21 protein-coding genes and 1 tRNA gene are annotated in these 25543 nt (G+C 41.1%); 11 read left to right on the top strand and 11 right to left on the bottom strand.

All coding sequences use genetic code 11. The features are described from left to right. The first annotated feature begins 13 nt into the window (after positions 1-13). The 7 genes from IB67_RS00110 (at position 14) to IB67_RS00080 (ending at position 4688) form a co-directional block, all read left to right on the top strand. Entirely contained in the window at positions 14-442 is a 429-nt protein-coding gene (locus tag IB67_RS00110) for an RrF2 family transcriptional regulator (RefSeq protein ID WP_072757463.1), read from the top strand. Continuing rightward, a complete protein-coding gene (gene mnmA / locus IB67_RS00105) occupies positions 439-1503 on the top strand; it encodes a tRNA 2-thiouridine(34) synthase MnmA (protein ID WP_245789421.1) in 1065 nt (354 codons plus the stop codon). Before IB67_RS00110 ends, mnmA begins: the two co-directional genes overlap by 4 nt. Before the next feature lie 45 nt (positions 1504-1548). Next, entirely contained in the window at positions 1549-2070 is a 522-nt protein-coding gene (gene hpt / locus IB67_RS00100) for a hypoxanthine phosphoribosyltransferase (protein WP_178137731.1), read from the top strand. Between the two features lies 1 nt (position 2071). Then, positions 2072-3247 carry an LCP family protein gene (locus IB67_RS00095; RefSeq protein WP_072757461.1) on the top strand — a complete coding sequence of 392 codons (1176 nt, stop codon included), beginning with the start codon at positions 2072-2074 and terminating at the stop codon, positions 3245-3247. A 57-nt stretch (positions 3248-3304) separates the two neighbouring features. Then, positions 3305-3949 carry a hypothetical protein gene (locus IB67_RS00090; protein WP_072757459.1) on the top strand — a complete coding sequence of 215 codons (645 nt, stop codon included), beginning with the start codon at positions 3305-3307 and terminating at the stop codon, positions 3947-3949. 35 nt (positions 3950-3984) lie between these two features. After that, the gene (locus IB67_RS00085; RefSeq protein ID WP_072757457.1) at positions 3985-4494 is read left to right on the top strand and encodes a hypothetical protein; all 510 of its coding nucleotides are present in this window, start codon (positions 3985-3987) and stop codon (positions 4492-4494) included. Between the two features lie 109 nt (positions 4495-4603). After that, positions 4604-4688 (top strand) — tRNA-Leu (locus IB67_RS00080). 58 nt (positions 4689-4746) lie between these two features. Here IB67_RS00080 and IB67_RS00075 read toward each other — a convergent pair. After that, on the bottom strand, positions 4747-5964 hold the full coding sequence (locus IB67_RS00075; RefSeq protein WP_072757455.1) for an RNA-guided endonuclease InsQ/TnpB family protein: 1218 nt from the start codon (positions 5962-5964) through the stop codon (positions 4747-4749). Between the two features lie 239 nt (positions 5965-6203). On the opposite strand from IB67_RS00075, the gene IB67_RS00070 reads away from it, so the two are divergent. The 4 genes from IB67_RS00070 to queD all read left to right on the top strand — a co-directional run bounded on the left by IB67_RS00070 (position 6204) and on the right by queD (position 9142). Next, positions 6204-6947, top strand: a complete 744-nt coding sequence (locus IB67_RS00070; RefSeq protein ID WP_072757453.1) for a WecB/TagA/CpsF family glycosyltransferase — start codon at positions 6204-6206, stop codon at positions 6945-6947. Then, the gene (gene rsmG / locus IB67_RS00065; protein ID WP_072757451.1) at positions 6901-7542 is read left to right on the top strand and encodes a 16S rRNA (guanine(527)-N(7))-methyltransferase RsmG; all 642 of its coding nucleotides are present in this window, start codon (positions 6901-6903) and stop codon (positions 7540-7542) included. Before IB67_RS00070 ends, rsmG begins: the two co-directional genes overlap by 47 nt. 159 nt (positions 7543-7701) lie before the next feature. Then, positions 7702-8802, top strand: a complete 1101-nt coding sequence (locus tag IB67_RS00060) for a Gfo/Idh/MocA family protein (protein WP_072757449.1) — start codon at positions 7702-7704, stop codon at positions 8800-8802. Next, positions 8786-9142, top strand: a complete 357-nt coding sequence (queD, locus tag IB67_RS00055) for a 6-carboxytetrahydropterin synthase QueD (RefSeq protein ID WP_072757447.1) — start codon at positions 8786-8788, stop codon at positions 9140-9142. The genes IB67_RS00060 and queD overlap by 17 nt, the downstream gene beginning before the upstream one ends. Before the next feature lie 77 nt (positions 9143-9219). Here queD and IB67_RS00050 read toward each other — a convergent pair whose 3' ends face one another. From IB67_RS00050 to IB67_RS00005, 10 genes are all read right to left on the bottom strand, one after another. Next, on the bottom strand, positions 9220-14172 hold the full coding sequence (locus IB67_RS00050; protein ID WP_498875320.1) for a DNA-directed RNA polymerase subunit beta': 4953 nt from the start codon (positions 14170-14172) through the stop codon (positions 9220-9222). A 110-nt stretch (positions 14173-14282) separates the two neighbouring features. Continuing rightward, positions 14283-17831, bottom strand: coding sequence for a DNA-directed RNA polymerase subunit beta (gene rpoB / locus IB67_RS00045; protein WP_072757443.1), 3549 nt, complete (start codon positions 17829-17831; stop codon positions 14283-14285). 283 nt (positions 17832-18114) lie between these two features. Further along, positions 18115-18501 carry a 50S ribosomal protein L7/L12 gene (gene rplL / locus IB67_RS00040; protein WP_072757441.1) on the bottom strand — a complete coding sequence of 129 codons (387 nt, stop codon included), beginning with the start codon at positions 18499-18501 and terminating at the stop codon, positions 18115-18117. 56 nt (positions 18502-18557) lie between these two features. After that, positions 18558-19100 (bottom strand): 50S ribosomal protein L10, encoded by a 543-nt coding sequence (gene rplJ, locus IB67_RS00035; RefSeq protein ID WP_072757865.1) that lies wholly within the window; start codon positions 19098-19100, stop codon positions 18558-18560. 251 nt (positions 19101-19351) lie between these two features. Continuing rightward, a complete protein-coding gene (locus tag IB67_RS00030) occupies positions 19352-21121 on the bottom strand; it encodes a peptidoglycan D,D-transpeptidase FtsI family protein (protein ID WP_339745218.1) in 1770 nt (589 codons plus the stop codon). Continuing rightward, positions 21118-21384 (bottom strand): hypothetical protein, encoded by a 267-nt coding sequence (locus IB67_RS00025; protein ID WP_072757437.1) that lies wholly within the window; start codon positions 21382-21384, stop codon positions 21118-21120. The genes IB67_RS00030 and IB67_RS00025 overlap by 4 nt, the downstream gene beginning before the upstream one ends. A gap of 165 nt (positions 21385-21549) precedes the next feature. Further along, positions 21550-22434, bottom strand: coding sequence for a 16S rRNA (cytosine(1402)-N(4))-methyltransferase RsmH (rsmH, locus tag IB67_RS00020; protein ID WP_072757435.1), 885 nt, complete (start codon positions 22432-22434; stop codon positions 21550-21552). 276 nt (positions 22435-22710) lie between these two features. Then, the gene (gene arcC, locus IB67_RS00015) at positions 22711-23646 is read right to left on the bottom strand and encodes a carbamate kinase (RefSeq protein WP_072757433.1); all 936 of its coding nucleotides are present in this window, start codon (positions 23644-23646) and stop codon (positions 22711-22713) included. Between the two features lie 50 nt (positions 23647-23696). Then, positions 23697-24578, bottom strand: coding sequence for a bifunctional enoyl-CoA hydratase/phosphate acetyltransferase (locus IB67_RS00010; RefSeq protein ID WP_072757431.1), 882 nt, complete (start codon positions 24576-24578; stop codon positions 23697-23699). Between the two features lie 43 nt (positions 24579-24621). Continuing rightward, positions 24622-25449, bottom strand: coding sequence for a M55 family metallopeptidase (locus IB67_RS00005; RefSeq protein ID WP_072757429.1), 828 nt, complete (start codon positions 25447-25449; stop codon positions 24622-24624). Positions 25450-25543: the final 94 nt, after the last annotated feature.

Here is a 25543-nt window from a genome sequence, read left to right as displayed (position 1 = left end):
ACGGAGGTTGAATATGGCAATCACAATGAAGAGTGAGTACGCTATAAAGATAATGATATTGATAAGCCTTGAAAACAAGCGTGTTAACGCACGCGAAATTGTTAAAAAGTGCCGAGCGAAATTGCCACTCGAATTTGCAGAAAAGATTTTAGCAGACTTAGCTCGGAACGGGATATTACGTGCTTATCGTGGCAGAGGCGGTGGATACGAACTTTCGAAAAGCATAGATGATATAACAGTTTACGACATAGTAGCTGCTGTCGACAACCCTACTGATGCGATAAAATGTTTTGTAAACGTAGACGAAGATGAAACAACACCAGAAGCTTGTACGGTGAATAGAATATGGGAAGTTGTCCTTGAACAGATGGAAGGGACTCTCAAAAGCATTAAGTTGAAAAACCTAATAGAAGATTACAAAGCGAGGTGCAATCTTGTTTGAACAATATAAACAATGGAAAAAAAGTCGGTATACTTCTCAGCGGTGGTGTAGATAGCGCTGTAGCACTCTACTTGCTTTTAAAAGAAGGCTTTGATGTTACGGCATACCACATGAAAACAGTTAGCGATCAACTCTATTTGACTAAACAAATTAAGCACAAAGTCTGCTGCAGTCCATCCGATACTTACGATGCACAGTTAATTGCGAAAAAATTCAACGTGCCATTTAAGATAGTTCACATAGAGGACACTTTCAGAGAGAAGATCATAGACTATTTCATCAACGAAAATCTCGCCGGAAAGACACCAAACCCATGTTTTTTTTGTAACGACTACATAAAATTCGGTGCTGTGATGGATGTTGCATTATCGGACGGAATGGACTACGTTGCCTCAGGTCACTATGCAAGGATAATCGACGGGAAGCTTTACAAAGCGGTTGATGAAAGCAAGGACCAGTCTTACTTCCTTGCGTCTATAAGAAAAGAAAAACTTTCAAGAATTTTGCTCCCAAATGGCAATTACTCAAAAGATGAGATAAGAAGAATAGCGCAAGAACAAGGCATCCATGTTGCGCAGAAAATAGACTCTCAGGACTTGTGTTTCCTGCCAGACAACGACTTGAAGGGCTTTTTTGAAGACAATGGTATAAGAGTTCAGCCGGGAAATATAATTACAACGGATGGTAAAATAATTGGAAAGCATGAAGGACTGCCATTTTACACGATTGGTCAAAGAAAATTTGGAATTGCCACAGGGGGTAGGTTGTACATAAAATCAAAGAACGTGGAAGGAAACTTTATTCTTGCCACACCGTTAGATGAGGTTTATGAAAAGGATATGGTTGTTTCAAACGTTAATGCCTACGAAGAACTGCCAGAAAAGTTCGAGGCAACGGTGAAGATAAGAAAGAAATTTAATGAGATAAAATGTACTGTGACTGTAGAAAATGATAAACTTTACGTCCAATTTGAAGAACCCGCCTTTGCTGTAACTCCTGGTCAGATTGCGGTTTTTTACGATAGTCCAAGAGTTATCTGCGCTGGGGTAATTGAAAAATAGGGAAAGAAGAGAAAGAAATCAATCAATCCTTAGGAGGGGATTTATTTGATAGAAGTTATGATATCAAAAGAGCAACTTAACGAACGGATCAAACAACTCGGTAAAGAAATTACGGACTACTACAAAGATAAGACCGACACACTCCATGCAGTGTGTGTGCTTAAGGGCTCAATCCACTTCTTCAGTGAGCTTGTTCAGAATATAGACTTGAATGTAGAATATTCTTTTATCCAAGTTTCGAGCTATTCAGGTGTTTCTTCAACGGGTAGAATAAGGGTGAAGAGTTGGATAGACGAGCCGATAGAAGGAAGGCACGTCATAGTTGTGGAAGATATCCTCGACACTGGACTTACACTCTCTTACATATTGGATTACCTGAGAAGATACAGACCAGCCGATTTGAAAGTAGTAACATTGCTAAAGAAGCTTGGAAGAAATCCGCAGGTTAAACCCGAATTTGTTGGATTCGAGATTGAGGATAAATTTGTTATCGGTTATGGACTCGACTACAACGAAAAATACAGAAATCTTCCTTACATAGGGTGGGTAAAAGGGGAAATCAAGTAAAATGAAGAACGTGCTTTATGTCTTTATTATCTTCACAGGTATTGCCGCCGCTCTCTTTGTATCGGCGATTTGGATAGAGGTCTTCATACGCATTTTCTTTATCCAAACGGAAGATCCGGTGAATATACTTGTTCTCGGGCTTGACAAAGACATTGGGAGAACAAGAAGGACCGATGTCATACTTGTTGCAAGCATAGATCTCGAGAATAAAAAAATGCTTATGTCCAGCATACCGCGAGACCTTATCGTAGATGGTAAGAAAATAAACGCTTATTATCAATCTGAAGGAATTGAGAAGTTTACTGAAAGAATTGAGAAATTGACAGGTTTAGAAATTAAAAGACACTTCATCGTAGATTACGAAATATTCAAATTTCTGGGTGACGAGCTCGGACCTATCGAGGTTTTTGTCGACAGACCGATGTATTACAAAGATGCCGCACAAGGATTGGAAATAAACTTTTCACCCGGGTACTACAAAATGAAAGGGAAAGAGCTTCTTGCCTATCTCAGATTTAGAAAAACGGCGGAAGGTGACATCGGAAGGTTAGATAAACAAAGAGTGATCATAGAAAAATTGGCTCAGAAAGCATTGAATAAAAATGTTTTCTCGTTAACTGAGCTTTACAGGGAAATCAGAAAAAGAACTGAGTTTAACATGGACATAGGCGAGGTCGTCTATATATTCTCCAAGGTAAAAACGAACTTCAAGATAGACACCGTGCCATTTCCGTATTTCATAGGTGATGACGGCAACTTGTACATCGATGAATCAAAGCACAAAGACTACATAGCAAGTTTTTCGTCAGGTGATAAAAAATTAGAGGAAAAATACCGTTTCTATGTGATAAACAATTCTTCCCAAAGAACGGCAAGTGAAAGCAAGAGGATAGAAGAACTGTTCAAGTCAAAAGGATACCAACCGAATAACATTTTCTACGAAGGCGTAGACGTTGACATTAGAAAAGATACGGTTTTCGTGCTAACAAAAAAAGAATCCCTTGACGAATACATTGACCAAATGCTTTCTCAGGTCTTCCCTGACAAAAAATTCAATGTAGTCTACGTGGAAAACAATATCGAATACGTAAGTAAATACATAACCATAATTGGAGAACTCACAAAACAAGGGAAGAAAATAGTCTTTCCAATCGATTTCTTGATAATACTCAAATGAAAAGCCAGTGCAAGAAGCATACTGAAAGTAGATTAATAAGGCGGTGTTAATTAGGCGATGTGTATCAAATTCATCAGGACAGTGACTATTCTTATCATCTCAATAACTTTTCTCGTAATGGTTGAGTTTGCTTTTGCACAAACGAATTCCAAAAGTTCTGTGAATGATTTATCCATAAGTGTTTACGATTTTATAGAGAAAATATCCGGTAGCAGAAACTACTTCATTTCAACTATTCTGACATTTGATGTGCAGGACGGACAACAAAGGAAGAAAATTGAAATCACCTTCGATTTGAAGGTGAAAAATCTTGAGATTTTCACATTTTATATCAAAAGCCCAAAAGTATTTGAAGACATAGTAATTAACTATGACATCATATCGAAAAAGGTCACGTACTCATACAAGAAATTCTCTTCGACTGAAGAGCTGAGAGATGCATCGCTCAGTTCACAGCAAGTTGGGGATCTCTTAACATCAATTACCGATTTCTTGTCATCACCTCTGTTCGAAACAATGCAAAAGGAAGGACATATTGAATTCAAGCCGAAGAACGCTGCAGTCCTTGCGAGGTTCGGAGTCCAGCCCATAACCGTGAAACTTTACATAGAAAGATCTCTACCGAAAAAGATAGAAATAGTCAACGACAAAAGCGATGAAAAGATAACTATGGAATTTCCAAAATTCGACGTGAGCAATTAAGTGGAGCATAATTGATGTTGACGGGGGGATGAACATTGAAAGCTGTAAGAAACTTCAAGATTATATCACTACTTATCGCAATACTTCTATCTTCGCTAAGTTTTGGATACTTCAATTTTGGTGCAGGTTTTGTGTACGGAACGGCAAACAGCTGGACACTTCGGATCGGAATTGAAGACGAGACATTTTCGCTAAATGCTGACTACCTAATAAATAACTCATGGAATATCATAGGCGGTGTTTACTTCAGCACAGAAGTCGGGTTTAAAGTAGGTCCATTCATCTTTGGAACTTACAACATTTCCGCTAATGACTTTTCAGTCATCTACGGTCCGGTTATTGGCTTTACTACAAAACAAATCTTCGCTCAGATTGGTTATTTAACGGATTTTACTCAATTTCAAGACATTTCAAAAGGTATATTTGCAGTGTTGAGGTTCTATGTTCCAGACCCACCAGGCATGAAAATGAGAGACAAACTTTACTTAGAAGGTCAGTACTATGGAGGGAATTTTAAAATAATTGTCGGGCTTCTCGAACCTTAGAGAGCTATCAACAACGTTATAGCTGTTAATACATTCAAGACTTGAAAATAACGATATTCGTGATATAATACTTGTGCAAAAATCAGATTTTGATTATGCCGATGGTTATGCCGAGGTGGCGGAATTGGCAGACGCGCATGACTCAGGATCATGTGGGGTTTCCCGTGCGGGTTCAAATCCCGCCCTCGGCACCAGTTGAGGAACAAGCGCAGGAGTTGACCCACTCCCAATCCCCTGAAGGGGATGGGATTCTTAGTAGCTCATGGCTACCCTCCATGGGCTCGTGTTAAACTCATGGCCACGTAGGTGTGGATTGTATCTTACACCCACGGAGGAGGCCAATCTCTCAACTACTGGGATGTCTCCCAGATACCTTTTGTAGATATTTATCGCTCCTACTCCGTCCCGATGGTATTCAAAGCCACAAGATTGACATCTGTAGTTTCTTCCATTTGGCTTATTCTGTGTTCCGCAAACTGGACATGTCTTGCTTGTGTATGCTTCTGAGATTTTGATAACTGAGATGCCAAATAACTCAGCTTTATGCTCAATCATCTGCGTTAGTTTCCTAAACTGCCACTGGTGAATCTTTTGCCTCGCATTGTCGTTTCCTTCTACATTCTCACGTATATTTGTTAATTCGCCAAGTACGATAGTTCCAACGTTTTTCTTAAGACACATCCCTATGAAATGGCTCGTGATTTTGTGCATGATGTCTTTTATTTGGTTGCTTGTCTTTCTGAGCATATTCCTTTTAGCTCTGTTGAGTTTCTTGTATCGTTTCGAACCTTCTTTGCATTTACTGAGCATCTGCTGAAATTTGGCATATTCTTTGTTGCGATATCTCAGAACACTGTTAAGTGCACCACCGCTGTAGATAACAACTTGCTCACCATCGAAAGTTGTGATGGGACGGAGTACTCCAAGGTCTACAGCCATTACCTTCGAGCCTGCCTGCTCTTGCTTCTCCACCTCTATCGCAAGGTGGAGATAATACCTACAAGAATCGTACACAAGCGTTGCTTGTTTGATAATTGTGCTTGGCAACAGGTTTGTTTTAATCTCCAATGGCTCAGCTTTCCCGCCCATAGACAGTCTGAGTGTTCCATCTTCTAATAGCTTGATTGCTGTCGACTTCCAAACGAATGGAACGTATCTTCTTCGTTTGTAAGGTGGTTTAGCATTTGGATTTGATTTGATGTTTGCAAAATAGCTCCTCAAAGCTTGGAAATACCTTTGCATTATAGCTTGCTTTGAGTGAGTATGCATATCGATGCCTTCGTACCATCTAAGGATATACTTTTGAACAGTGCCTTCTGAAAGCCAAAAGCCTTTTTTATTTTTAACTTTTCTGATTAACGACATGGTTTTGTTGTATATTCTTGCTGCTTCTTTGTTTAGTCTTTCACAGATGGCATTTAGCTCAGACGGAACAGCCAACTTGTATGTTCTAACATGGCATTCCGACATTCCTTGTTCTCACCTTCTACAAGAATTATACCAAAGGTATTGCTCATTAATTAAGCCCCTTACCAATCCTCTAAAGGAGATTGGCTTGCGGGGCTTCATTTTCTGTCAGTACAAACTGATCTCCTTTTTTATTTTTTCTTTTAATCATTCACAATTTATGGTAAAATAACTTAGACTGGTATTAAAGGCTAAAAAAACTGTGAAATTACAGTATTTCATAGATAAGCGGTGGTGAAAACTTGACAGAGATTAAGTTCTACAACTATCCCATACTTTGTGGAAAAGCTGATGAAGTCAGGAACTACCTTATTGAACAAATTGAGAATGGTAAAAAGCTCTTCATAGTCACACTGAACAGCCAGATATTCTTGAGAGCCGAGCAGATTCCAGATTACATGAAAGCCTTAAGAAAAGCGGACTTCCATTTACCAGACGGTGCTGGAATAGTTTGGGCTATTAAGAAACACTGCAATATAAAAAGTGATAGGATTCCTGGAATAGATACAATGGATTACCTTTGCGATGAGGCTGTTAAGAGGAACTGGACCGTTTATCTTCTGGGTGCAAAGCCTGACGTTGTGAAAAAAGCTGCTGACATATTAAAAAAGCGCGGAGTTAAGATCGTAGGATATCACCACGGATATTTTGAAGACCAAACACCAGCCAAAGAAATACAAAAGTTGAAGCCAGACTTGCTCTTCGTCGGTATGGGGGCACCGAGGCAAGAATTGTGGATTGCACAGCACATGCATCTACCCTTTAAGTTGGCAATGGGTGTTGGCGGAAGCTTTGATGTCATTGCTGGTGTTAAAAAACGTGCACCAGTCTTTTTTCAGAAGATGAGACTTGAATGGTTTTATAGATGGCTCACAGAGCCTATTTCTCGTTCAAGGGTTCCCGTTGACGTTATGAAATTCTACTTTAAGGTGGTCCTCGATGGAAAAGCAGGAGCTTGTAAAACGGTACATAGAAACATTGATTAGTTCGCCAATAAATCTTGTTGGGTACGATAATTTTGAAGAGGCTTATCATTTTCTCTACATAGATTCAACACTTCCCATGAAGGCGGAGGACTTGGGACAGAAGTTCATAGACGTTGGCACTGGTGGTGGGGTGCCCGGTGTATTTTTGGCCATAGAATTCGGAGCATCCGGCTTTTTGATAGATAGTGTCTGCAAGAAAATAGAATACGTAAAGAATAAATGTGAAGAACTAAAGATAGAGAACTTGGAGTTCTTGTGCATAAGAGCTGAGGAACTAAAGGACAAAGGACCGTACAGAGAATATTTTGACAGCGCGGTTTCGAGGGCTGTCTCGAAAATAGCAACGGTACTTGAATTAACAGCTCCGTATGTAAAAGTCGGTGGAAAGATATTGCTGTACAAAGGTCCAGGGTATACGGAAGAACTCGGTCAATCTGTGAACGCAATGAAGGAACTTGGCGTCAAGCTCTCGGAAGTGAGAAAATATACTATAAAAGGTAAGGACAGATTCCTAATTGTGTTTGAAAAATTTGATAAGACTCCGGAGAAATACCCAAGGAAGGTTGGAATTCCAGAAAAAAGACCGATAAGATAATAAAAATCGACAAATTATCGAAGGCGGAGCTATTCAAAGCAAAGTTTGGAATATTGAACGCTCCGCCTTTTGTGGTATAATTTAGTTAATCAATTCATTCAGTGAATGAAAAAACGTGAAAAGATGCACTGAGAGTATGCACTGGAGGAAGGTGGAGTAATGAGAAAGCTAAAGATGGCGCTTATAGGATGCGGAAGGATAGGTTCTTCGAAACATGTCGAAGCGATAGTGAAAAATGCTGATATCATTGAGGCTGTTGCTTTTTGTGATATCGTACCCGAAAAAGCGCAAGCGTGCGCTGAGAAGGTTAAGAATGTTCTCGGATACGAACCAAGAATATACACCGATTATACAAAGATATTAGATAATGAAGAGATAGATTTTGTCGCGATAGCAACGGAGAGCGGTTATCACTACGAGATTTCGATGGAGTTCCTCAAAAAAGGAATAAACGTACTTGTAGAGAAACCTATGGCTTTGTCGACAAAGCACATCGATGAGATGATAGAAACTGCACAGAATAAGAATGTGAAGTTAGGAGTGTGTTTCCAGAATAGGTTTAACCCTCCGATACAAGAGTTGAGGAAAAAGGTCGAAAATGGGTCTTTTGGGAAGATAAACTATGGTATTGCAAATATACGCTGGAATAGAGATAAGAATTATTATGAACAGGCTAACTGGAGGGGGACTTGGCAACTTGATGGCGGTTCTCTGATGAATCAATGCACACACAACATCGACCTTCTACAATGGATGCTCGGTGGTGAAATTGAAGAGGTCTACGGTGTTATTCGCAACTTCCAGCACCCGTACATTGAAGCTGAAGACTTCGGCGGTGCTATCATAAAGTTCAAAAATGGCAGTGTTGGAATCATAGAAGGAACATCGACAATCTACCCGCGCAATCTTGAAGAGACGTTGTCTATCTTTGGCGAGTACGGTACCGTTGTTATAGGCGGGCTCGCTGTAAATAGAATACAAGTCTGGAAATTCCCAGATGAAAATTCTCATCCTTTTATGGAACTACCCGATCCAGACACAGTTTACGGTTCAGGACACGTTCCGCTTTACAGAGACTTCTACGAGTCTATTGTATACAATAGGGAACCGAAAATACCGGGAAGAGAAGGAAGAAAGGCAGTAGAGATAGTCCTCGCAATTTACAAATCGGCACTTGAGAATGCACCTGTTAAATTCCCGTTCGAGTTCGATACGAACATAATGAAAGGGTGGAATGGACATTATGTTGTGCGTGGTTAAAGAATTCACTTTCGATGCTGCACATAATTTAGTTGAGTATCACGGAAAATGTGAGAAATTGCATGGGCATACTTACAAACTTCAAATCATGGTGTGTGGTGAAAAAGACAGAGAGGGTATGGTAATTGATTTTGTCGAGCTTAAGGAAATTGTTAAGAGAGAAGTGCTGAACTATCTTGACCATGCGTACATAAATGAGATAATCCCTCAGCCAAGTGCCGAGAATATTGCTGAGTGGATATGGAAAAAGCTTGAACCACATCTGAGCAATGAAAGGTACAAACTCTCAGAAATAAGACTATGGGAAACGCCAACTTCTTTTGTAATTTATAGAAAATGAGCAAAAGCGGTACCCTGCTGGGTACCGCTTAATTTTAATTTTTTGCTCTAAAATTTCTTCGAAAGTTGTTGTGTCAATCATGCTAATTTTTCCTTTTCTTCTTTTGCATGTCTTGGTGTTTCCTCATACTGGACGTTTGCGAAGATTTCAAATCCTGTACCTGCTGGTATCAGCTGTCCTACGATGACGTTTTCTTTGAGACCTCTTAGCGTGTCTAACGCACCTTTGATTGCCGCATCGGTAAGGACCTGTTGTGTCTGCTGGAAACTTGCCGCACTCAGCCAGCCTTCGTATTCAAGCGATGCTTGTGTGATTCTGAGCAATTTCCTTCTGTATTTTGCTGTTTCTTTTGGAAGTATCTGGTATACTTCTTTCTCTTTGTCATGGTTTAGTACAACAACCTCTTTTACTCCGAAGTTGATGAGTTTTTCGAGCAGTTCTTCCGTCACCTCATCGCCTTCTTTGGCTATTTCTTCGACAATGCCTTCTTCGTTCTTTATTAATATGTGCCTTGCTATAGTTTTTCCAATGAGTCTCTTTCTGTTAAGCTCTATCTTTGCGTTGTTTTCCATGATTTCCTTGTTCACTTTGTTGATCAGAGCGATTGGCACAAGATCACCTGGCAAGAAGTCGGTGTCACCGGACTCGATGACTTCGACCTTGTTGAGCATCTGTTTGATTATAAGCTCAAAGTGTTTGTCGTGAATATCGACACCTTGTTGTACGTAAACCTTCTTGATTTCTTTAAGCAGATACGTTGCTGTGTCTTCAACACCAAGTTCTTCAAGTATCCTTCTCACCTTGAGTGAGCCGCTTGTAAGTGACTGACCAGGGAGAACTTTTTGCCCAACGGTTACGTTAATTCTCACTCTTGAAGGTACAACGTATTCATGTATGGATCCAAGTTCGTCTTGTACGTATATCTTCTTTGGTTCGTCTTGAGAGATGTCGACAACTGTACCTTTTACTTTGGAGAATATACCTTCTGGATCCTTTGTCTTCTTTCGAGCTTCGAATAGCTCTTCGACCCTTGGCAAACCTTGCGTGATGTCTGCTGTTGTTGCGATACCACCAGTGTGGAAAGTTCTCATTGTGAGCTGTGTACCTGGTTCACCGATTGATTGTGCAGCGATGATACCTACTGATTCGCCAACGTTCACAACTTTGTGGTTTGAAAGGTCCAATCCGTAACACTTAGCACAAATGCCATGCTCTGACTCACATGTAAGTGGTGACCTGACGTATATCTCCGGCCTAACAACTATGCTTTCGATGTTGTTTTCTGCGAGCAATTTTGCAAGGTTCGAATCGATTTGTTCCTCTTCAACAGCTAATTGTCTCTTTCTATCTTTATCCCATATGATTTCTTCTGCAACGACGTTTCCAACGATTGGATAGAGTCTTATCTTTACGGATTTTACATTCGCTTCTCTAAGTTTCTTTATTACTTCCCAGTCAATTTCTGTTTCGCTAACTAACGTTTCAGAACCCAGATCGACATCTTCTGCGAGCTCAGCATATACCTCAGGCAATTCTACCTTTGTCAAATCTAAGATTCTTTCTTCAGCAACTGGCACGCGCTTCTTGTAATTTGAAAGGAACTTAGCATCTTCATCATAGATAACAGTATCTTTGACATACACTTTTCCTGTTTCAGGATTAACGAGTACGTCACCCGTACCTGGATCATAAACAGGTTTTGCGAGTAATCTGCCGAATATGAAGTCTTCGATCTTTTCAACTACGAAGTTGTCAGAGCTCTTCATCTTGGAAGCTCTAACGCCTTCGTGAGTACCACAGTCAGGTTGTGAGACGACGACACTTTGAACAACATCCACGAGCCTTCTTGTAAGATATCCTGCAGAACTTGTCCTCAATGCCGTGTCTGCGGATCCCTTTCTTGCACCGTGCGTACTGATGAAGAACTCAAGAACTGACAATCCTTCGCGGAAGTTAGAGATAATTGGAATCTCGATCGTTCTTCCTGATGGGTCAGCCATAAGACCGCGCATACCTGAAAGCTGCTTAAGCTGGTCTTTGTTACCTCTTGCTCCAGAATCGACCATTATGTATACTGGGTTGAACGGATTCTCACCGAGGTATTTGTATGTTTCTTCCTGGACAAGATCCGTAGTCTTCGTCCAAATCTTGATCGTTTCCTTGTATCTTTCATCATCGCTAAGAAGACCTTCTTCGTAGAGCCTTTCTATTTCTTCTATCTTCTTCATAGCTTCGCCTATTATTTCGTCTTTCTTAGGCGAAATCAAGAAGTCTTTCAAACTTATAGTAAGACCGGATACTGTTGCGTAGTGGAAACCAAGAGTTTTTATGTCATCGAGCAAGTCCGCTGTTCTATCGATTCCGTGCGTTTTGAATGTTTTGTACACGACATCCTTGATTCCGTTCTTACCAATCGTCTTGTTGTAGTCTCTGAGTTCTTCTGGCAATATGGCGTTGAATATGACCCTTCCAAACGTTGTTTTTATTACTTTGCCATCGATGTTAATTAGTAAAGGTTCGTGTAGTTTTATATATCCAAATTCATAAGCTATTTCCGCTTCTTCGGAGCTTGCGAATTTCCATTTGATCTCTTCTGGTTGAATTTTGTCGTAGTCTTTTCCGACCATCGTTAAGTAGTAAACACCAGCTACGATATCCTTACCTGGCATCGATATCGGTTTTCCGTGCGCTGGAGAGATTATGTTGTACCTTGAAAGCATCAATAACCTTGCTTCCGCTTGTGCAGCAGGTGAAAGTGGTAGGTGGACTGCCATCTGGTCACCATCGAAGTCTGCGTTAAACGGTGGACATACAAGCGGATGCAGCTGTATAGCATTGCCTTCAATTAATTTCGGTTCGAAGGCTTGTATTGACATTCTATGAAGTGTTGGAGCACGGTTGAGAAGGACGACCTTACCTTGGATAACTTTTTCGAGCTTTTCCCAAGCCTTCGGGTCTTCTCTTTGGAGCTCTTTTCTGTATTTCTTGACTTTTGTCTGTGTTGCTTCAACGTTTTCTTCTTTTGAAAGTTCTGCGATCACAAATGGCTCAAAGAGCTCGAGTGCCATCTTCTTTGGCAAACCACACTCATGTATCTTGAGGTGCGGACCGACGACTATGACAGCACGTCCGGAGTAGTCGACACGCTTACCTAAGAGATTTCTTCTGAATCTACCTTTCTTACCTCTTATCAAGTCTGTGAGCGATTTTAAAGGTCTGCCATTTCTATCTGCGTAAGCCTTACCTATCTTTCCATTGAAGATCAAATTATCGACAGCTTCTTGAAGCATACGCTTTTCGTTTCTTACTATAACTTCAGGTGCGTTCATTTCATACAATCTACTGAGCCTGTTGTTTCTCATCAGTACTCTTCTGTAAAGGTCATTTAGGTCAGTCGTTGCAAACCTTCCACCGTCGATCTGAATCATCGGACGGATTTCCGGTGGAACGACTGGCAAGACTTCGAGGACCATCCATTCAGGTTTCGTTTCACTGTCGATAAGATCCTTCACTATCTTCAATTTCTTCAATAACTTCTTAGCCCTAACACTGCTCTTTGGTATGTTGTTGAGTTCGTTCTCTATCTCTGCCTTCATCACTTCGAGATCGAGCTGTTGGAGTAATTTCTTAATTGCGGCAGCACCTGTCTCTGCTTCTATCTTCCCAGGGTATATCATGCTGTATGCTTCGTAGTCCTGTTGAGTAATTATCTGCCCTTTCGTTAATCCTGTTTCTTGTGCAACGTCTGAGTCTATTTGTGTAATTACCATTATTGGTTTATCGTTTTCGATTTGCTCTTCAACAACGAACATTCCATGGTAGTGCTGGCTGAAAAGCTTGTACTCCTCTGCCGTTAATTTTTCATCTTCAAATAAGAATCTATCAGCCAGTACATCGCCAGCTCTTACTGTTTCACCGTCTTGTACGTAGACAAGAGCACCTTCAAAGACGGGATAGGTCTTTGTATGCTGAACGTTTTCTATGTACAGCTCACCAGTGGTTATAACTTCATACGAGCCATTTTCCAGTGGCCTCAAATTGAGTTGCTTACTGTATCTAATAGTACCGGAAACAGGTGCTATCAACCTTGGCAGTATCGTTTCCGTTGTCAATTGCTGCCCTTTCTTTACCTTATCTCCGTTTTTGACAAGAGCTCTTACGCCATAAGGTAAAGAGAACGTTATTGGTGTATTCTTACTCGTTGGCAAAGGATTAATCGTTACACTTTCTGAGAACTGATCCACTTCAACTGTTCCGTCGAATGGTGCAAATATTGCGTTAACGTGCTTTTCTGGAACTATCTCGTCACCTTGGTTTACAAAATCCCCGTCTTTTACTTTCAATTCCATACCAGTGTAAAGCCTGAGTTCAGTTCGCATAACGTTCTTGACTGTGATCCAAGTTAAATCCCTGTCTGTGTGCGTTCTTACGTGCTTGAGGTGGACTTCCCCGTCTATATCAGAGATAAGCGGTGTCCTTGGTTCTTTGACAATATATGCTGGCGAGACTTCAAAATCCCACTTTTTAGCATATATTTCGTATTCCGTTTGGTTCAGTATGGAACCTTTGACAAATAACGTATTTTTTGGATCGGTTACGATGACGACCCTTTCATTCACACGCCTGCTGCCAAAGTAGACTATGTTTTCAATATCTTTTACGGTCATATCCAAAAGTGTCGCTATGACACTTGGGGTGTTTTTAAGATACCAAACGTGTGTAACAGGTGCAGCAAGCTCTATATGACCGAATCTTCTCCTTCTTGCTTCTTTTGACTCGACCCTTACACCACACTTTTCACAAACCGTACCTTCGTACTTCTTTCCGCTGTACTTTCCACAAGCACATTCGTAGTCTTTTACAGGTCCGAATATCCTTTCACAGAACAAACCTTCTTTTTCTGGCTTAAAGGTACGGTAATTGATCGTCTCGGCTTTCTTAACTTCTCCGCTTGACCATATCCTGACAACATCGGGCGATGCTACGGAAACTTTCACTTTTGCGATTTTTCTCTTAAAAGAAGAACTCATTCATTTTCCCTCCTCTTAACGTCGGGTAAAAAAGTTAAACGGTTCGCTTTCCGATTAAGAAGTTACTATTTACAAGCGCCTTTTAAAAGACTCGTGTTTTGAACAATATATTATAGCTTTTCGACATCTATTTCATTTCCATGCTCATCGTAGACACGCACATCCAAAGCAAGACCTTTCAATTCTCTGACAAGAACTTTGAAGCTTTCTGGCAATCCTGGTTCTGGCAAGTTCTTGCCTTTCATGATTGCCTTGTAAACTTCTGTACGACCTCTGATATCATCACTTTTTACCGTGAGCATTTCATTCAGCGTGTAGGATGCTCCGTAAGCTTCAAGTGCCCAAACTTCCATTTCACCGAACCTTTGACCACCGAATTGAGCCTTACCACCGAGTGGTTGTTGGTGAATAAGTGAGTATGGACCTGTTGCGCGTGCGTGTATCTTGTCTCTTGCTATGTGTATGAGCTTCATAATGTACATATAGCCGACGAGCACAGGTGAATCGAATTCTTTACCCGTCCTTCCATCTCTCAAAATCACCTTACCCGTAGGATTTGCTGGATCATCACCATGGTGCAAGTTGAGCTGTTCCCTTACTTTGTACAGTTCAGGCAAAATTTGATCTTCTTTTGCACCGTCAAACACTGGCGTCGCGAAGTGCCTGTTCGTCAACTTGGCAAGCCAACCGAGAGATGTCTCAAGCACCTGACCGATGTTCATACGTGATGGAACGCCAAGTGGACTGAGCACTATTTGGACCGGAGTTCCGTCTGGTAAGAACGGCATGTCTTCTTTCGGTAATATCATCGATACAACACCTTTGTTACCGTGCCTACCTGCGAGCTTATCACCAACGTCAAGCGGTTTCCTAGTTGCCAGATAGACTCTAACAAGCGTATTCACACCAGGTCCTAAGTCTCCAACTTCTTCCTTATGGAACACGTGAACGCCAATGATTCTTCCTTCAACGCCGTGTGGGACTCTCAATGAAGAATCTTTAACGTCTTTACCTTTTTCACCGAAGACGGATCTCATTATCTTTTCTTCAGGACTTGCGTCGCTTTCACCTTTTGGTGTTACTTTACCAACAAGGATGTCTTGCGATGTAAAGTATTTCTGCTTACCAACGTAAGCACCTATCCTTATTATTCCGTTCTCATCGAGATTTCTGAGGTTTTCTTTTGAAACGTTGGGTATTTCTGAGGTTATTTCCTCTGGACCGACTCGCGTTTCGCGTGCCGTTGTTTCGTAAACTTCAACGTGTACAGATGTGAATGCATCGTCTTCAAGGAGCTCTTCGCTTACGAGTATAGCGTCTTCAAAGTTGTAGCCTTCCCATGGCAAGAACGCGACTAACACGTTCCTACCGAGTGCAAGTTCTCCGTTATCTGTCGCTGGGCCATCGGCTATCGGCGTGCCCTTCTTGACGAACTCTCCAGCGTCTACTATAGGTTTTTGGTTGATGCATGTGTCTTGGTTAGATCTCACGTACTTCAACAATGTGTACTCATCTATAACCGGGTTACCGTTTCTATCGTACATTGGGTTACCGTTTTCATCCGTTCTGTGGACAATTATTTTCCTTCCGTCGACTTTTTTAACTATTCCATCGTTTTTCGCCAGTACCACATGTCCTGAGTAGATAGCTGCAGGATATTCCATTCCAGTTCCTACGAGAGGTGCTTGCGGTTTTATGAGAGGAACAGCCTGCCTTTGCATGTTTGAACCCATAAGGGCACGGTTAGCGTCATCGTGTTCAAGGAACGGAATAAGAGCAGTTGTGACGCTGACGATTTGTTTTGGTGAAATATCGACGAATTCAACCTCGTCTCTATGCACGTAGACAATCTTTTCGAGGTACCTGACCGGCACTCTCTCTTGGAGAATGTTGCCTTCATCATTTCTTGCAATTGTTGATGATGCAATTTTGTAATTTTCTTCTTCGTCCGCTGCGAGATAGACAACTTCATTTGTAATCTTACCGTTCACAACGCGTCTGTACGGTGTTACCAAGAAACCAAACTTATCGGTTGTCGCATAAACAGAAAGCGATGTAATAAGACCTATATTTCCACCTTCTGGCGTTTCGATCGGACACATTCTTCCATAATGCGAGTGGTGAACGTCACGAACTTCGAACCTCGCCCTTTCTCTCTTCAAACCGCCAGGACCAACAGCCGTAAGCCTTCTTTTGTGTGTCAATTCAGCGATCGGGTTTACTTGGTCCATGAACTGAGACAGCGGATTCGTGGCAAAGAAACTGTTCAAAGAAGCGATTACATTTCTAAGGTTTATAAGACTTGGAATAGAAATCTTATCTAAGCTTGTGTAAGTTGCAAGCTTTTCTTGTATCTGGTGGACCGACTTAGAGAACGCTCTTTCAAATTCAGAGCCTATCAGTTCACCGACATCTTTAACTCTCTTATTTGCCAAATGGTCTTTCGTATCAAGAGTTTCTGGATGTTTCTCTACATCAAGAAGCATTCTTACAACGAGTACTATATCCATCGGTGTCAAGGCATTGGAGTTCTCGTTGTACTCTATATTCTCAACGCTCTTCGGGGATCTATTTTCAATTTCTACAAGGAACTTTCTGTAGCTATTTGTAAGTTTCTTGTTCATCTTATAACGTCCGACTTCTGTCAACTCAAAGCGCTCATCGTTGAAGTAAAGGTTGTTCCAGTAAGACTTGGCTGCATTGTATCTGAATACTTCGCCAGGGCGCAGTTCCTTGTATATTTCCATATACGCCCTCAGCTCGCTTATATTTTCCTCTAACGGCATTTTCAGGCGTTCTTTCAGTTTCGCATATGTCTTAAAAATGTACTTGTTAACAACTTTTATCTTATCTATTCCATGTTCACGCAACACATCTATAAGTGTAGGGGTAAGTATAGAACCTTTTTCCGCAAGGATGTCACCTGATTTGGAAACAACATTTTCCAAAATGATTATTCCTTCGGAATGTTTTAAAGTATAGTCATCTTCAACATCTATGTAGCTTGGGAACAACGAAAGAATATCCAAGTCATTTTGGTAACCTAAGGTCTTCAAAACCAAGAAAAGATTCAGTTTCTTTCTTCTATCTATTCGAGCGTATAGCGTTTCATCGTTGAGGTTGAGTAATATTTCGAGCCAAACACCTCTTACCGGCAAGAAGTGAGCTAAATATATTGGTTTCGAACCGATGTTCTTTGTAGGCTCTTCTACAAAGTACACGCCAGGACTCCTGACGAGCTGGCTCACCACAACTCTTTCAACACCATTTATAACAAATGTTTGGTTTTGGGTCATGATTGGATAATTACCGAGACTAACTTCCTCTTCACGCATTTCACCGGTTGAAAGATCTGTCACGCGGACTGTTGCATAGAATGGGGCAACATATGTTAAAAGTCTCTGTTTACATTCCTCAACAGAGTGAAGTGGTTCTCCCACACGAAATCCAACGAATTCGAGACTAAAACCTTTTTCGCGTCGACCTTCTGTCTTTGCTGATGTGATGGGACTGAACTTCTTGAGAATGCGCAAAATGCCCTTGTCTAAGAGCTCCTTGAAGGATTTGTGCTGGATTTCCACGAGGTCGGGGACTTCAATAATCTCATCTACCCTGCCGAAGGAATACCTTGTTCTCTTACCAACTTGATAGGTTTTCAACACGATCACCTCTTCCTTAGTGTCGATACGTAAGTGGTTGGCAATTACATTTTGAGGGGGAAAAGAATTGCTCAAAAAATAAAAAGCCGTCAGAAAAAATGCCTTACTTATGAACGGCAAATTTCAAGGATTGTGTTTTTAAGCGATATCTGAACTACTTGTGGCAGAAATCACAGATTATGAGGTCAATAATATGCCAATTATATATTAAAACACAAAAACCCCGCACTGTACAGTCTTGTGCGGGGTTTGATACATAATATTCTTTGTTTAGAAAAATCTGTTACTTTATTTCAACTTCTCCGCCGACTTCTGTAATCTTCTTCTTGATGTCTTCTGCTTCTTCCTTCTTTACACCCTGTTTAATGAATGCATCTGCTGCGCCTGCTTTTTCAACAAGGTCTTTTGCTTCCTTAAGGCCAAGTCCTGTGATTTCTCTTACAACTTTGATGACTTCGACTTTCTTTGCACCGAAGCTCTTGAGGAGAACGTCAAATGTATCCTTTTCTTCTACTGCCGCTGCTGGTGCTGCCGCTGCTGCCACTGGCATTGCTGCCATTACTGGAGCTGCTGCGCTTACGCCAAATCTTTCTTCGAGCATCTTAACGAGTTCCGCAAGTTCTGCAACCGTCAAAGACTCAATAGCTTTTACGAGTTCTTCCAATGTCATAATATACACCTCCTATAAGTTTTGAACCTTCCTTAAGGTTTGATTTTTCTTACCACTTACTGATTTTCTTTCTTTTCCTTAATTGCGTTAAGAGCGTAAAGCACACTTCTAAGCACACCTGCGAGAGAATTGACAAGCCCTCTGATTGGACCTTGGATACCACCAACGACCATTGCGAGGAGCTGCTCTCTTGAAGGAAGCTTTGAAAGGTCTTCAAGCTGTTCGCCCGCGAAGAACTTCTTCTCGAGATACAATCCCTTGCAGACAGGTGTACCCTTGTTCTCTTTTACGAAGTTGTAGAAAACTTTTATAGCTTCAACGGGGTCACCGGCTTTGACGTAGAGTACAGCTGTTGGTCCGAAGAATACTTTTTCGTGTTCAACATCGTACTCTGCATCCTTAAGAGCCATTCTCAAAAGTGTGTTCTTTACAACTGTGAGCCTCGCGTCGTTTCCGAACCTCTCTCTTAAAGCTCTTCTAAGTTTGGTCATCTGTGCAACGCTCAGTCCTGTGAAATCGGTAAAAAGAACCAAGGAAGCACCTTTAAACTCTTCTGTCAATTCACTAACTAACTGCTCCTTTTCAGGTCTTCTAAGCACATCTTCACCTCCCATAGAAATAAAAAATGCCTCTTTTCGAGGCATACAGAAGGATACAAAAACTGCCACACTATATGAAGTGCTGAGCAGTTCCAACCTTCTGTGCCTCCTGCAGGCGTCCTTAGTGGACTTTATTTTACCTGCAATCTACGGCAATATACATTGGATATTTTATCAAATAAGGAATTTTCATGGTGAAAATTGTGTAACTATTTTGTAAATCGTAGATATTGATGAACAAGAAGTCATTATTAATCTATTGGTGGGGTGGGTGTTAACCACAGGTCGATAACCGTTGCTTCGTTCGTGGTTGATAATGTATAGTTGGAAACATATAGGCCACGCGAATGAATTCGAACTGCTATGTCCGTTGTTGTGCTTGACTTCAAAAATTCATTTACATGTTTAAGTGTCCAGCCTTTCATATCCGGAAGAGAGGAAAAATCGCTGATGTTTTTCTTCTCATATTTATCCTGAAATTCTTTGATTTTCAGTACCACATCTTTGAAAAACGGTGCAGCGACTATACTGCTTAGCTTTTCGCTCTGCGGTGAATCAACCCATACCATTACAGTATAGGGTATATCTAAATACACTTGCCCGACAAAGATCGCTGTAACGTCTTTCTTCTGATTCTTCTGAGCTGTTCCCGTCTTTCCCAATATCTTGACTCCCTCAATTCTCGCATTGATACCTGTACCTTTCTCTACGACATCAAAAAGCATATTTTTAACTATGTCAGTGGTGTTTTTCGAAAGGAGTCTTTTCTTGTTTGGGACCTTCTCATCGTCTAACGTTGGCTGGACATATTCGCCATCGTTTACGATCGTATTAAAAGCTGCGAGCAGCTGAATTGGTGTAACACCTATGGATTGACCTATACCAATAAATGCCCAGTCAGCTCTGTACCACTTGTCGGGTGGATTCAGTTTGCCAGGTATCTCTCCTGAAAGCTCTATTCCTGTTTCTTTTCCAAAGCCGAATGATGAGAGGATTTCGTACAGTTTTTCGGTACCAAACGTATCGACTATCTTCTTAACCGTTAAAACGGAGGCAACATTACAAGAATGGACTAAACCATCGTAGAGGTTAATGTCCTTATGCACTTCGAGGTCTTTTATTTTCAGATCAAGACCTTCAATTGGCTGGACGTAACCCGGACAGTAGAACTGACTATCACTACTGACCAATCCGAGCTCTATAGCTGATGCGAAGAGGATAGGTTTTATCGTAGAACCCGGTTCTATATAACCCATGTAGTATGTGGGCCAACTTTGAGTGGTGAGTGCTACGCGGAGTTTACCTGTCTTACTTTCCATTATGAGTATTCCAACTTCTGTTGCTTTCTTCTTTTCCTTGTAATCACTGGCGAGCTTGTACAGTTCGCGTTGGAGACCACTATCTATTGTAATCCGCACATTCTTTCCATTTTGAGGATCGATGGACAAAGTGTTTATTCTTCTACCCAAGAAACCTGAGTAATTCATCTGGACTATACCGTTTCTTACAGGTCTCAATATCTTGTCAAAGTACGCTTCAACTCCAGATATTCCATATCTTTGATCTGTCTTTCCGATAATCATTGAAAGCCCAAAATCTGAAATACTGTTCCGCCTTTCTTCCGGCTCTATCGAGACGAATTTTAAATATATGGTTGGAATCTTTTTGATAGCCTCTTCCCTTTTTTGGACACTTCCAAGGCGCAAGATCTTTCTGCTGTCGAGTTCGGAAATCTTTTCAGCAATTCCAAAATTCATGAGCATCTTTACAAAATCCGGATCCTTTTTGAAACCATTACCGGCAAAACTTCTTAGATAATCTAAATCAAGGTATGCGGTGTACACTATCTCACTAGTGGCTAACAATCGGCCACGTGAGTCATAAATGCTCCCGCGTAGAGCAGGCGTAACGCTCTTAACGGCATACTGATTAGTCGAGATATTAATATATACCTTTAGATTTAAGAACGATATAAATGCTGTTAGTAAGACTAATACGAGTTTGTAGCGAAGTCTGCTCAATTTACCACATCACGTCCTAAGATTAATTTCGAGATCTGTACATCAAGTGCCTCTGTCTGTTCTTCTAAAACGCCTAAGTTCTTCCTGTACATCTCAACCTGCCTCGAAAGTTCGGCTGTCTTGACGTTTAGAGCATAAGTTACGACAATAAGTGAAAGTAGTAAAACCCATGGTAAAACAAGTTTGAAAGTTACGAGAACCCTTCGCTCCTCACGCAAACCTTCCAGAGCTTCTTCTCTCCGCTTGCTCCTGACAAGTGTCATACTACATATCCCCCTTCGCTCCGCTGATATGTTCCTTAATTAAGTACCCAAAATCTCTGCCGAAAAACAAAGATGGCAGAAACACCCTCTCCGCTGAAAGTTCTTTTTTAATCTTAAACACTCAATAAACAAAAGAAAACAAAAAGCTTTCTAAGAAATAATCCTCTATACCCTCTCCGCTATTCTGAGTTTTGCACTCCTGGATCTTGGATTAACTGATATTTCTTCCAAGCTTGGTGCAATGAAATCTCCCAATGGTTTTAGTCTCGGATCATCCTTAAACGCATGCTTAACAAGCCTATCTTCAAGTGAATGGAACGATATTATTGCAAGCTTTCCTCCGTGTGACAAAAAGTCTGGAGCAAAAGACAAAAACTTCGTTATATTTTCCAGTTCTTTATTCACTTCTATTCGAATTGCTTGGAATGTTTTTGTTGCAAAATGCCTTTTTCTACCATGAATTTCCTTGTATGGCAAAGCGCGTCTTATCGCTTCAACAAGTTCTCGAGTGGTATGTATAGGCCTACTCTGCACAATGGAGCGTGCGATCCTGCGCGCAAAATTCTCTTCGCCATATGAATATATAATATCGGCTAATTTTTCTTCCGGGTAGGTATTAACAACATCATAGGCGGTCAAGTCATTTTCGAGGTTCATCCTCATATCGAGAGGTTCGTCTTGGTTAAACGAAAAACCTCTACCTTCTGCTTTAAGCTGGTAGGTAGACACCCCTAAATCAACAAGAAGTCCATCAACTTTATGGACTTGCAATAGGTTCAGCAAGACGGGCAATTCAACGTAGGAGAATTTAAAGAGCTGGACATTCGGGTGGGCTTCCAGATTTCGCTCCGCTATCTGCAACACTTCGCTATCAACGTCTAAACCAATAACTTTACCACCACTTGCTGCTATCCGCTCCGCTATCGCTTGGGTGTGTCCCCCTTCTCCTACCGTACAATCTACGTACACCCCGTCCGGCTTCCACACTAAGTTGTCAACAACTTCGTTCAACAAAACCGGGATGTGACGCTCACTATACAGCCTATTCATATCTTCTGTACTCAACTCCGCTCCGCTAATTAGAAAAAACCTATCTACATTGTAGAACAAATCGTGTGCAAATTGCAATTTTCATATATTTGAGTATACGTTCGAAAATATAGTATTTATGCTATTTTCAGACATTTATGAGATATATACTGAAGTATAGTATAATTTAACATAATGTTTACATTTGAGATTAACGGTATTTTGATGAACAAAACAAAAAAGCAGGGAGGTGCTAACCTGCCCTGCTTTTAGTTGTAAAATGTCTACTTAAGCATACTATTTTGTTATTCTTGTTCCTGTAAGACCTTTCAAAGCCTTATCGAGAACAGCCATATCGGTAATAAGACATTCTCTACCTGTAGAGGTCACAAAATCGATAGCTGCTTCAACCTTTGGACCCATGCTTCCAGATGGGAACTGTCCTTCATCAAGATATTTCTTTGCTTCTTCAACTGTCAGATGGTCGAGTTCTCTTTGATCTGGCTTTTTGAAGTTTACGCATACCTTTTCAACGCCTGTAAGTATTATCAATATATCCGCTTCGATCTCTTTTGCCAAAAGTGCACTTGCTCTGTCTTTGTCTATAACCGCTTCGACACCCTTAAGCGCGCCATTTTCTTGAATGACTGGTATACCTCCGCCACCAGCTGCGATGACGATAACATCTTTTTCGACCAACGTTTTTATGACATCTTTCTCTACTATATCAAGAGGAATTGGAGATGGAACAACTCTTCTCCAACCACGACCAGCGTCCTCTTTCATTATCCATCCTTTCTCTTGATGGAGTTTCTCCGCCTCTTCTTTTGAATAGAACGGTCCCACCGGCTTACTTGGTTTTTGGAAACCTGGGTCGTTCTTGTCAACAACGATTTGCGTTACTACTGCAGCAATCTGCCTTTCGATATTCTTTTTCCTAAGCTCGTTGCCCAATGTCAGTGCTATCATGTAACCAAGACTTCCTTGTGTTTGCGCATCATTAACGTCAAGTGGGAATGGTGGTATAACATGTTTTGCGAGGTCTTGTTGTACGAGTATATTGCCAACTTGAGGACCGTTGCCATGAGTTATTACGATATCGTATTCATCTAACATCGACACCAAGAAGTGCGCCGTTTCTGAAAGATTCTTCATCATGTTTTCCGCCGTAGCTTCTTCACCAGGTCTGTTTACCGCGTTACCACCTATTGCAACAACTGCCAACTTTTTCATCGAAACACCTCCGTGTACTCTGTGGTTATCAATCAGATTATTATATCAGTTCACGAAAGAGCGATAGCAAGAGCTATGGAAGCAAACTTTGAATCGCTTGTATCAGCTCTTGATATGACGATTACAGGTGCTTTGGCTCCAGCTATTATACCTGCAATTCTGCCGTTTGCAAAATATACAGCGGATTTTCCGAGGAAGTTTCCGCTGTGTATATCAGGAACAACCAATATATCAGCATGTCCCGCAACATCACCCTTAACACCTTTTACTTCCGCAGCGTAGACACTCAAAGCGTTGTCGATTCCGAGAGGCCCATCTATCTTACAATTCTTAATCTGGCCCCTTTCATTCATCTTCGCAATTACAGATGCTTCGAGTGTCTCAGGCATATCTGGGTTTACAGTCTCAACAGCAGCGATGAGCCCGACTTTCGGCATCTCGTATCCAAGTTTTTTTGCCACTGAAACTGCATTTTCAATGATTTGAACTTTCTGCTCCAAAGTTGGTTTAATAACCATTCCGCCATCGGTTATGAAGATCAACCTATTCACACCAGGCACTTCAACGACTGCAACGTGTGAGAGCAACCTATCAGTTCTCAAGCCACATTCTTTGTCAAGAACAGCTTTCAAAAGCGTTGAAGTCTTTACGAGCCCTTTCATTACTATGTGCGCTCTTCCTTCGACAACAGCTTTCACAGCTTCTTTTGAAGATTCCTCGTCTGTTCTGCAGTCTATTATTGGAAAATCGGCGCCGACTTCTGCCAGGTTCTTCTCTATAATCTCCTTCTTACCAAACAACAGTGCGGAAACGCCGAGCTCACTAGCTTCATGTACAGCTTTTATAGCTTCTTTGTCTTCAGCACCAGCGATCGCAATTACCTTATTCTTGCCCTTTGCCATCTCAATGATGTCGTTTAGGCTCCTAAGCATTCAACAACACCTCCAAGTTGTATAGTCTTAGCAAATAATTTCGTTAAATGAGTATTCGAGCAGCAGCACATATGTACGTCATTGCGAGAAGCGCTTCAAAGATTACCTTGTAGTCATCATTCATAATTCTTACTCTTCTGCCATCTAACCTTTCCACAAGTGGCATTGATGAAACTAAATCTGCTCTCAGCGTGTCAGAAAACTCTACAAGCATTTCTACTGGCGATTTGAATGTGAAAATCTCAAAGTTGCTTCGTTCTTTCTTTGAAAGTACCTTTGCTGTTTCTTCTATTTCTTGAAGAAGATTCTTCATAGGCTTCATAATAGCGCTGTGTCGTCCAATAGATGTCTTGGTTTGAATATAAATCGTCTTATTCAGCAATGGTTTGGTTTGCTCAACAACTTTGTCATCCCCAACAATACATCCAACAGGCACACCATAAAGCCCAGCGTATGCTGCATTTATTAAAGCTTCGTTCATCGCTATTCCGTTGATCCATATGTTGTGTATGGAAGAACTTGAATAAGTGTGATCCATATTTGCATTCAACGTTCCAATTCCGGCGTGATAGCCGAAGAAAACGGCAAAATCAAAAGAACTATCAATTCCGTACATCATATAGTAAGGTCTAATACCACCACTTACAAGATTTACATTTGGAAACTCATCTGTTATTTCCCAAGGGATGTTGTCACCACTGGCATGAGAATCTACAAGCGTTATCTCACAGTCACCAAGCCCACTTAAAAATGCGCGTAATTGAGTTAGCATTTCTTTTCTCTTGTAATCAGGGCTCCTCTTATCGACATCGCTCCAGCTTGTTATACCAGCAAGTCCTTCGAAATCGAAAGAGATATAAATCCTTTTCATACACCCCACCCCTTAGATAATTATAGCGTATTCGATTTACGATATAAAGTCAGGCAAAGCAGAGCATACAATTGCATACTTGAGCATAATCAAG

The organism is Fervidobacterium riparium (assembly GCF_025370035.1).
Taxonomy (GTDB): Bacteria; Thermotogota; Thermotogae; order Thermotogales; family Fervidobacteriaceae; genus Fervidobacterium; species Fervidobacterium gondwanense.
The sequence above is the reverse complement of the archived record's forward strand: the minus strand, read 5'-3'. Positions and strand labels throughout refer to the sequence as shown.

Excerpts from the sequence above, each read along its gene's own strand:
- IB67_RS00025 (WP_072757437.1), bottom strand. The coding sequence starts at position 21,384 with ATGACACTTGTCAGGAGCAAGCGGAGAGAAGAAGCTCTGGAAGGTTTG.
- IB67_RS00005 (WP_072757429.1), bottom strand. The coding sequence starts at position 25,449 with ATGAAAAGGATTTATATCTCTTTCGATTTCGAAGGACTTGCTGGTATA.
- rsmH (WP_072757435.1), bottom strand. The coding sequence starts at position 22,434 with ATGAATAGGCTGTATAGTGAGCGTCACATCCCGGTTTTGTTGAACGAA.
- IB67_RS00095 (WP_072757461.1), top strand. The coding sequence starts at position 2,072 with ATGAAGAACGTGCTTTATGTCTTTATTATCTTCACAGGTATTGCCGCC.
- rplL (WP_072757441.1), bottom strand. The coding sequence starts at position 18,501 with ATGACATTGGAAGAACTCGTAAAAGCTATTGAGTCTTTGACGGTTGCA.
- IB67_RS00050 (WP_498875320.1), bottom strand. The coding sequence starts at position 14,172 with ATGAGTTCTTCTTTTAAGAGAAAAATCGCAAAAGTGAAAGTTTCCGTA.
- IB67_RS00010 (WP_072757431.1), bottom strand. The coding sequence starts at position 24,578 with ATGCTTAGGAGCCTAAACGACATCATTGAGATGGCAAAGGGCAAGAAT.
- IB67_RS00075 (WP_072757455.1), bottom strand. The coding sequence starts at position 5,964 with ATGTCGGAATGCCATGTTAGAACATACAAGTTGGCTGTTCCGTCTGAG.
- IB67_RS00110 (WP_072757463.1), top strand. The coding sequence starts at position 14 with ATGGCAATCACAATGAAGAGTGAGTACGCTATAAAGATAATGATATTG.
- rsmG (WP_072757451.1), top strand. The coding sequence starts at position 6,901 with ATGGAAAAGCAGGAGCTTGTAAAACGGTACATAGAAACATTGATTAGT.
- queD (WP_072757447.1), top strand. The coding sequence starts at position 8,786 with ATGTTGTGCGTGGTTAAAGAATTCACTTTCGATGCTGCACATAATTTA.
- arcC (WP_072757433.1), bottom strand. The coding sequence starts at position 23,646 with ATGAAAAAGTTGGCAGTTGTTGCAATAGGTGGTAACGCGGTAAACAGA.
- IB67_RS00060 (WP_072757449.1), top strand. The coding sequence starts at position 7,702 with ATGAGAAAGCTAAAGATGGCGCTTATAGGATGCGGAAGGATAGGTTCT.
- IB67_RS00090 (WP_072757459.1), top strand. The coding sequence starts at position 3,305 with ATGTGTATCAAATTCATCAGGACAGTGACTATTCTTATCATCTCAATA.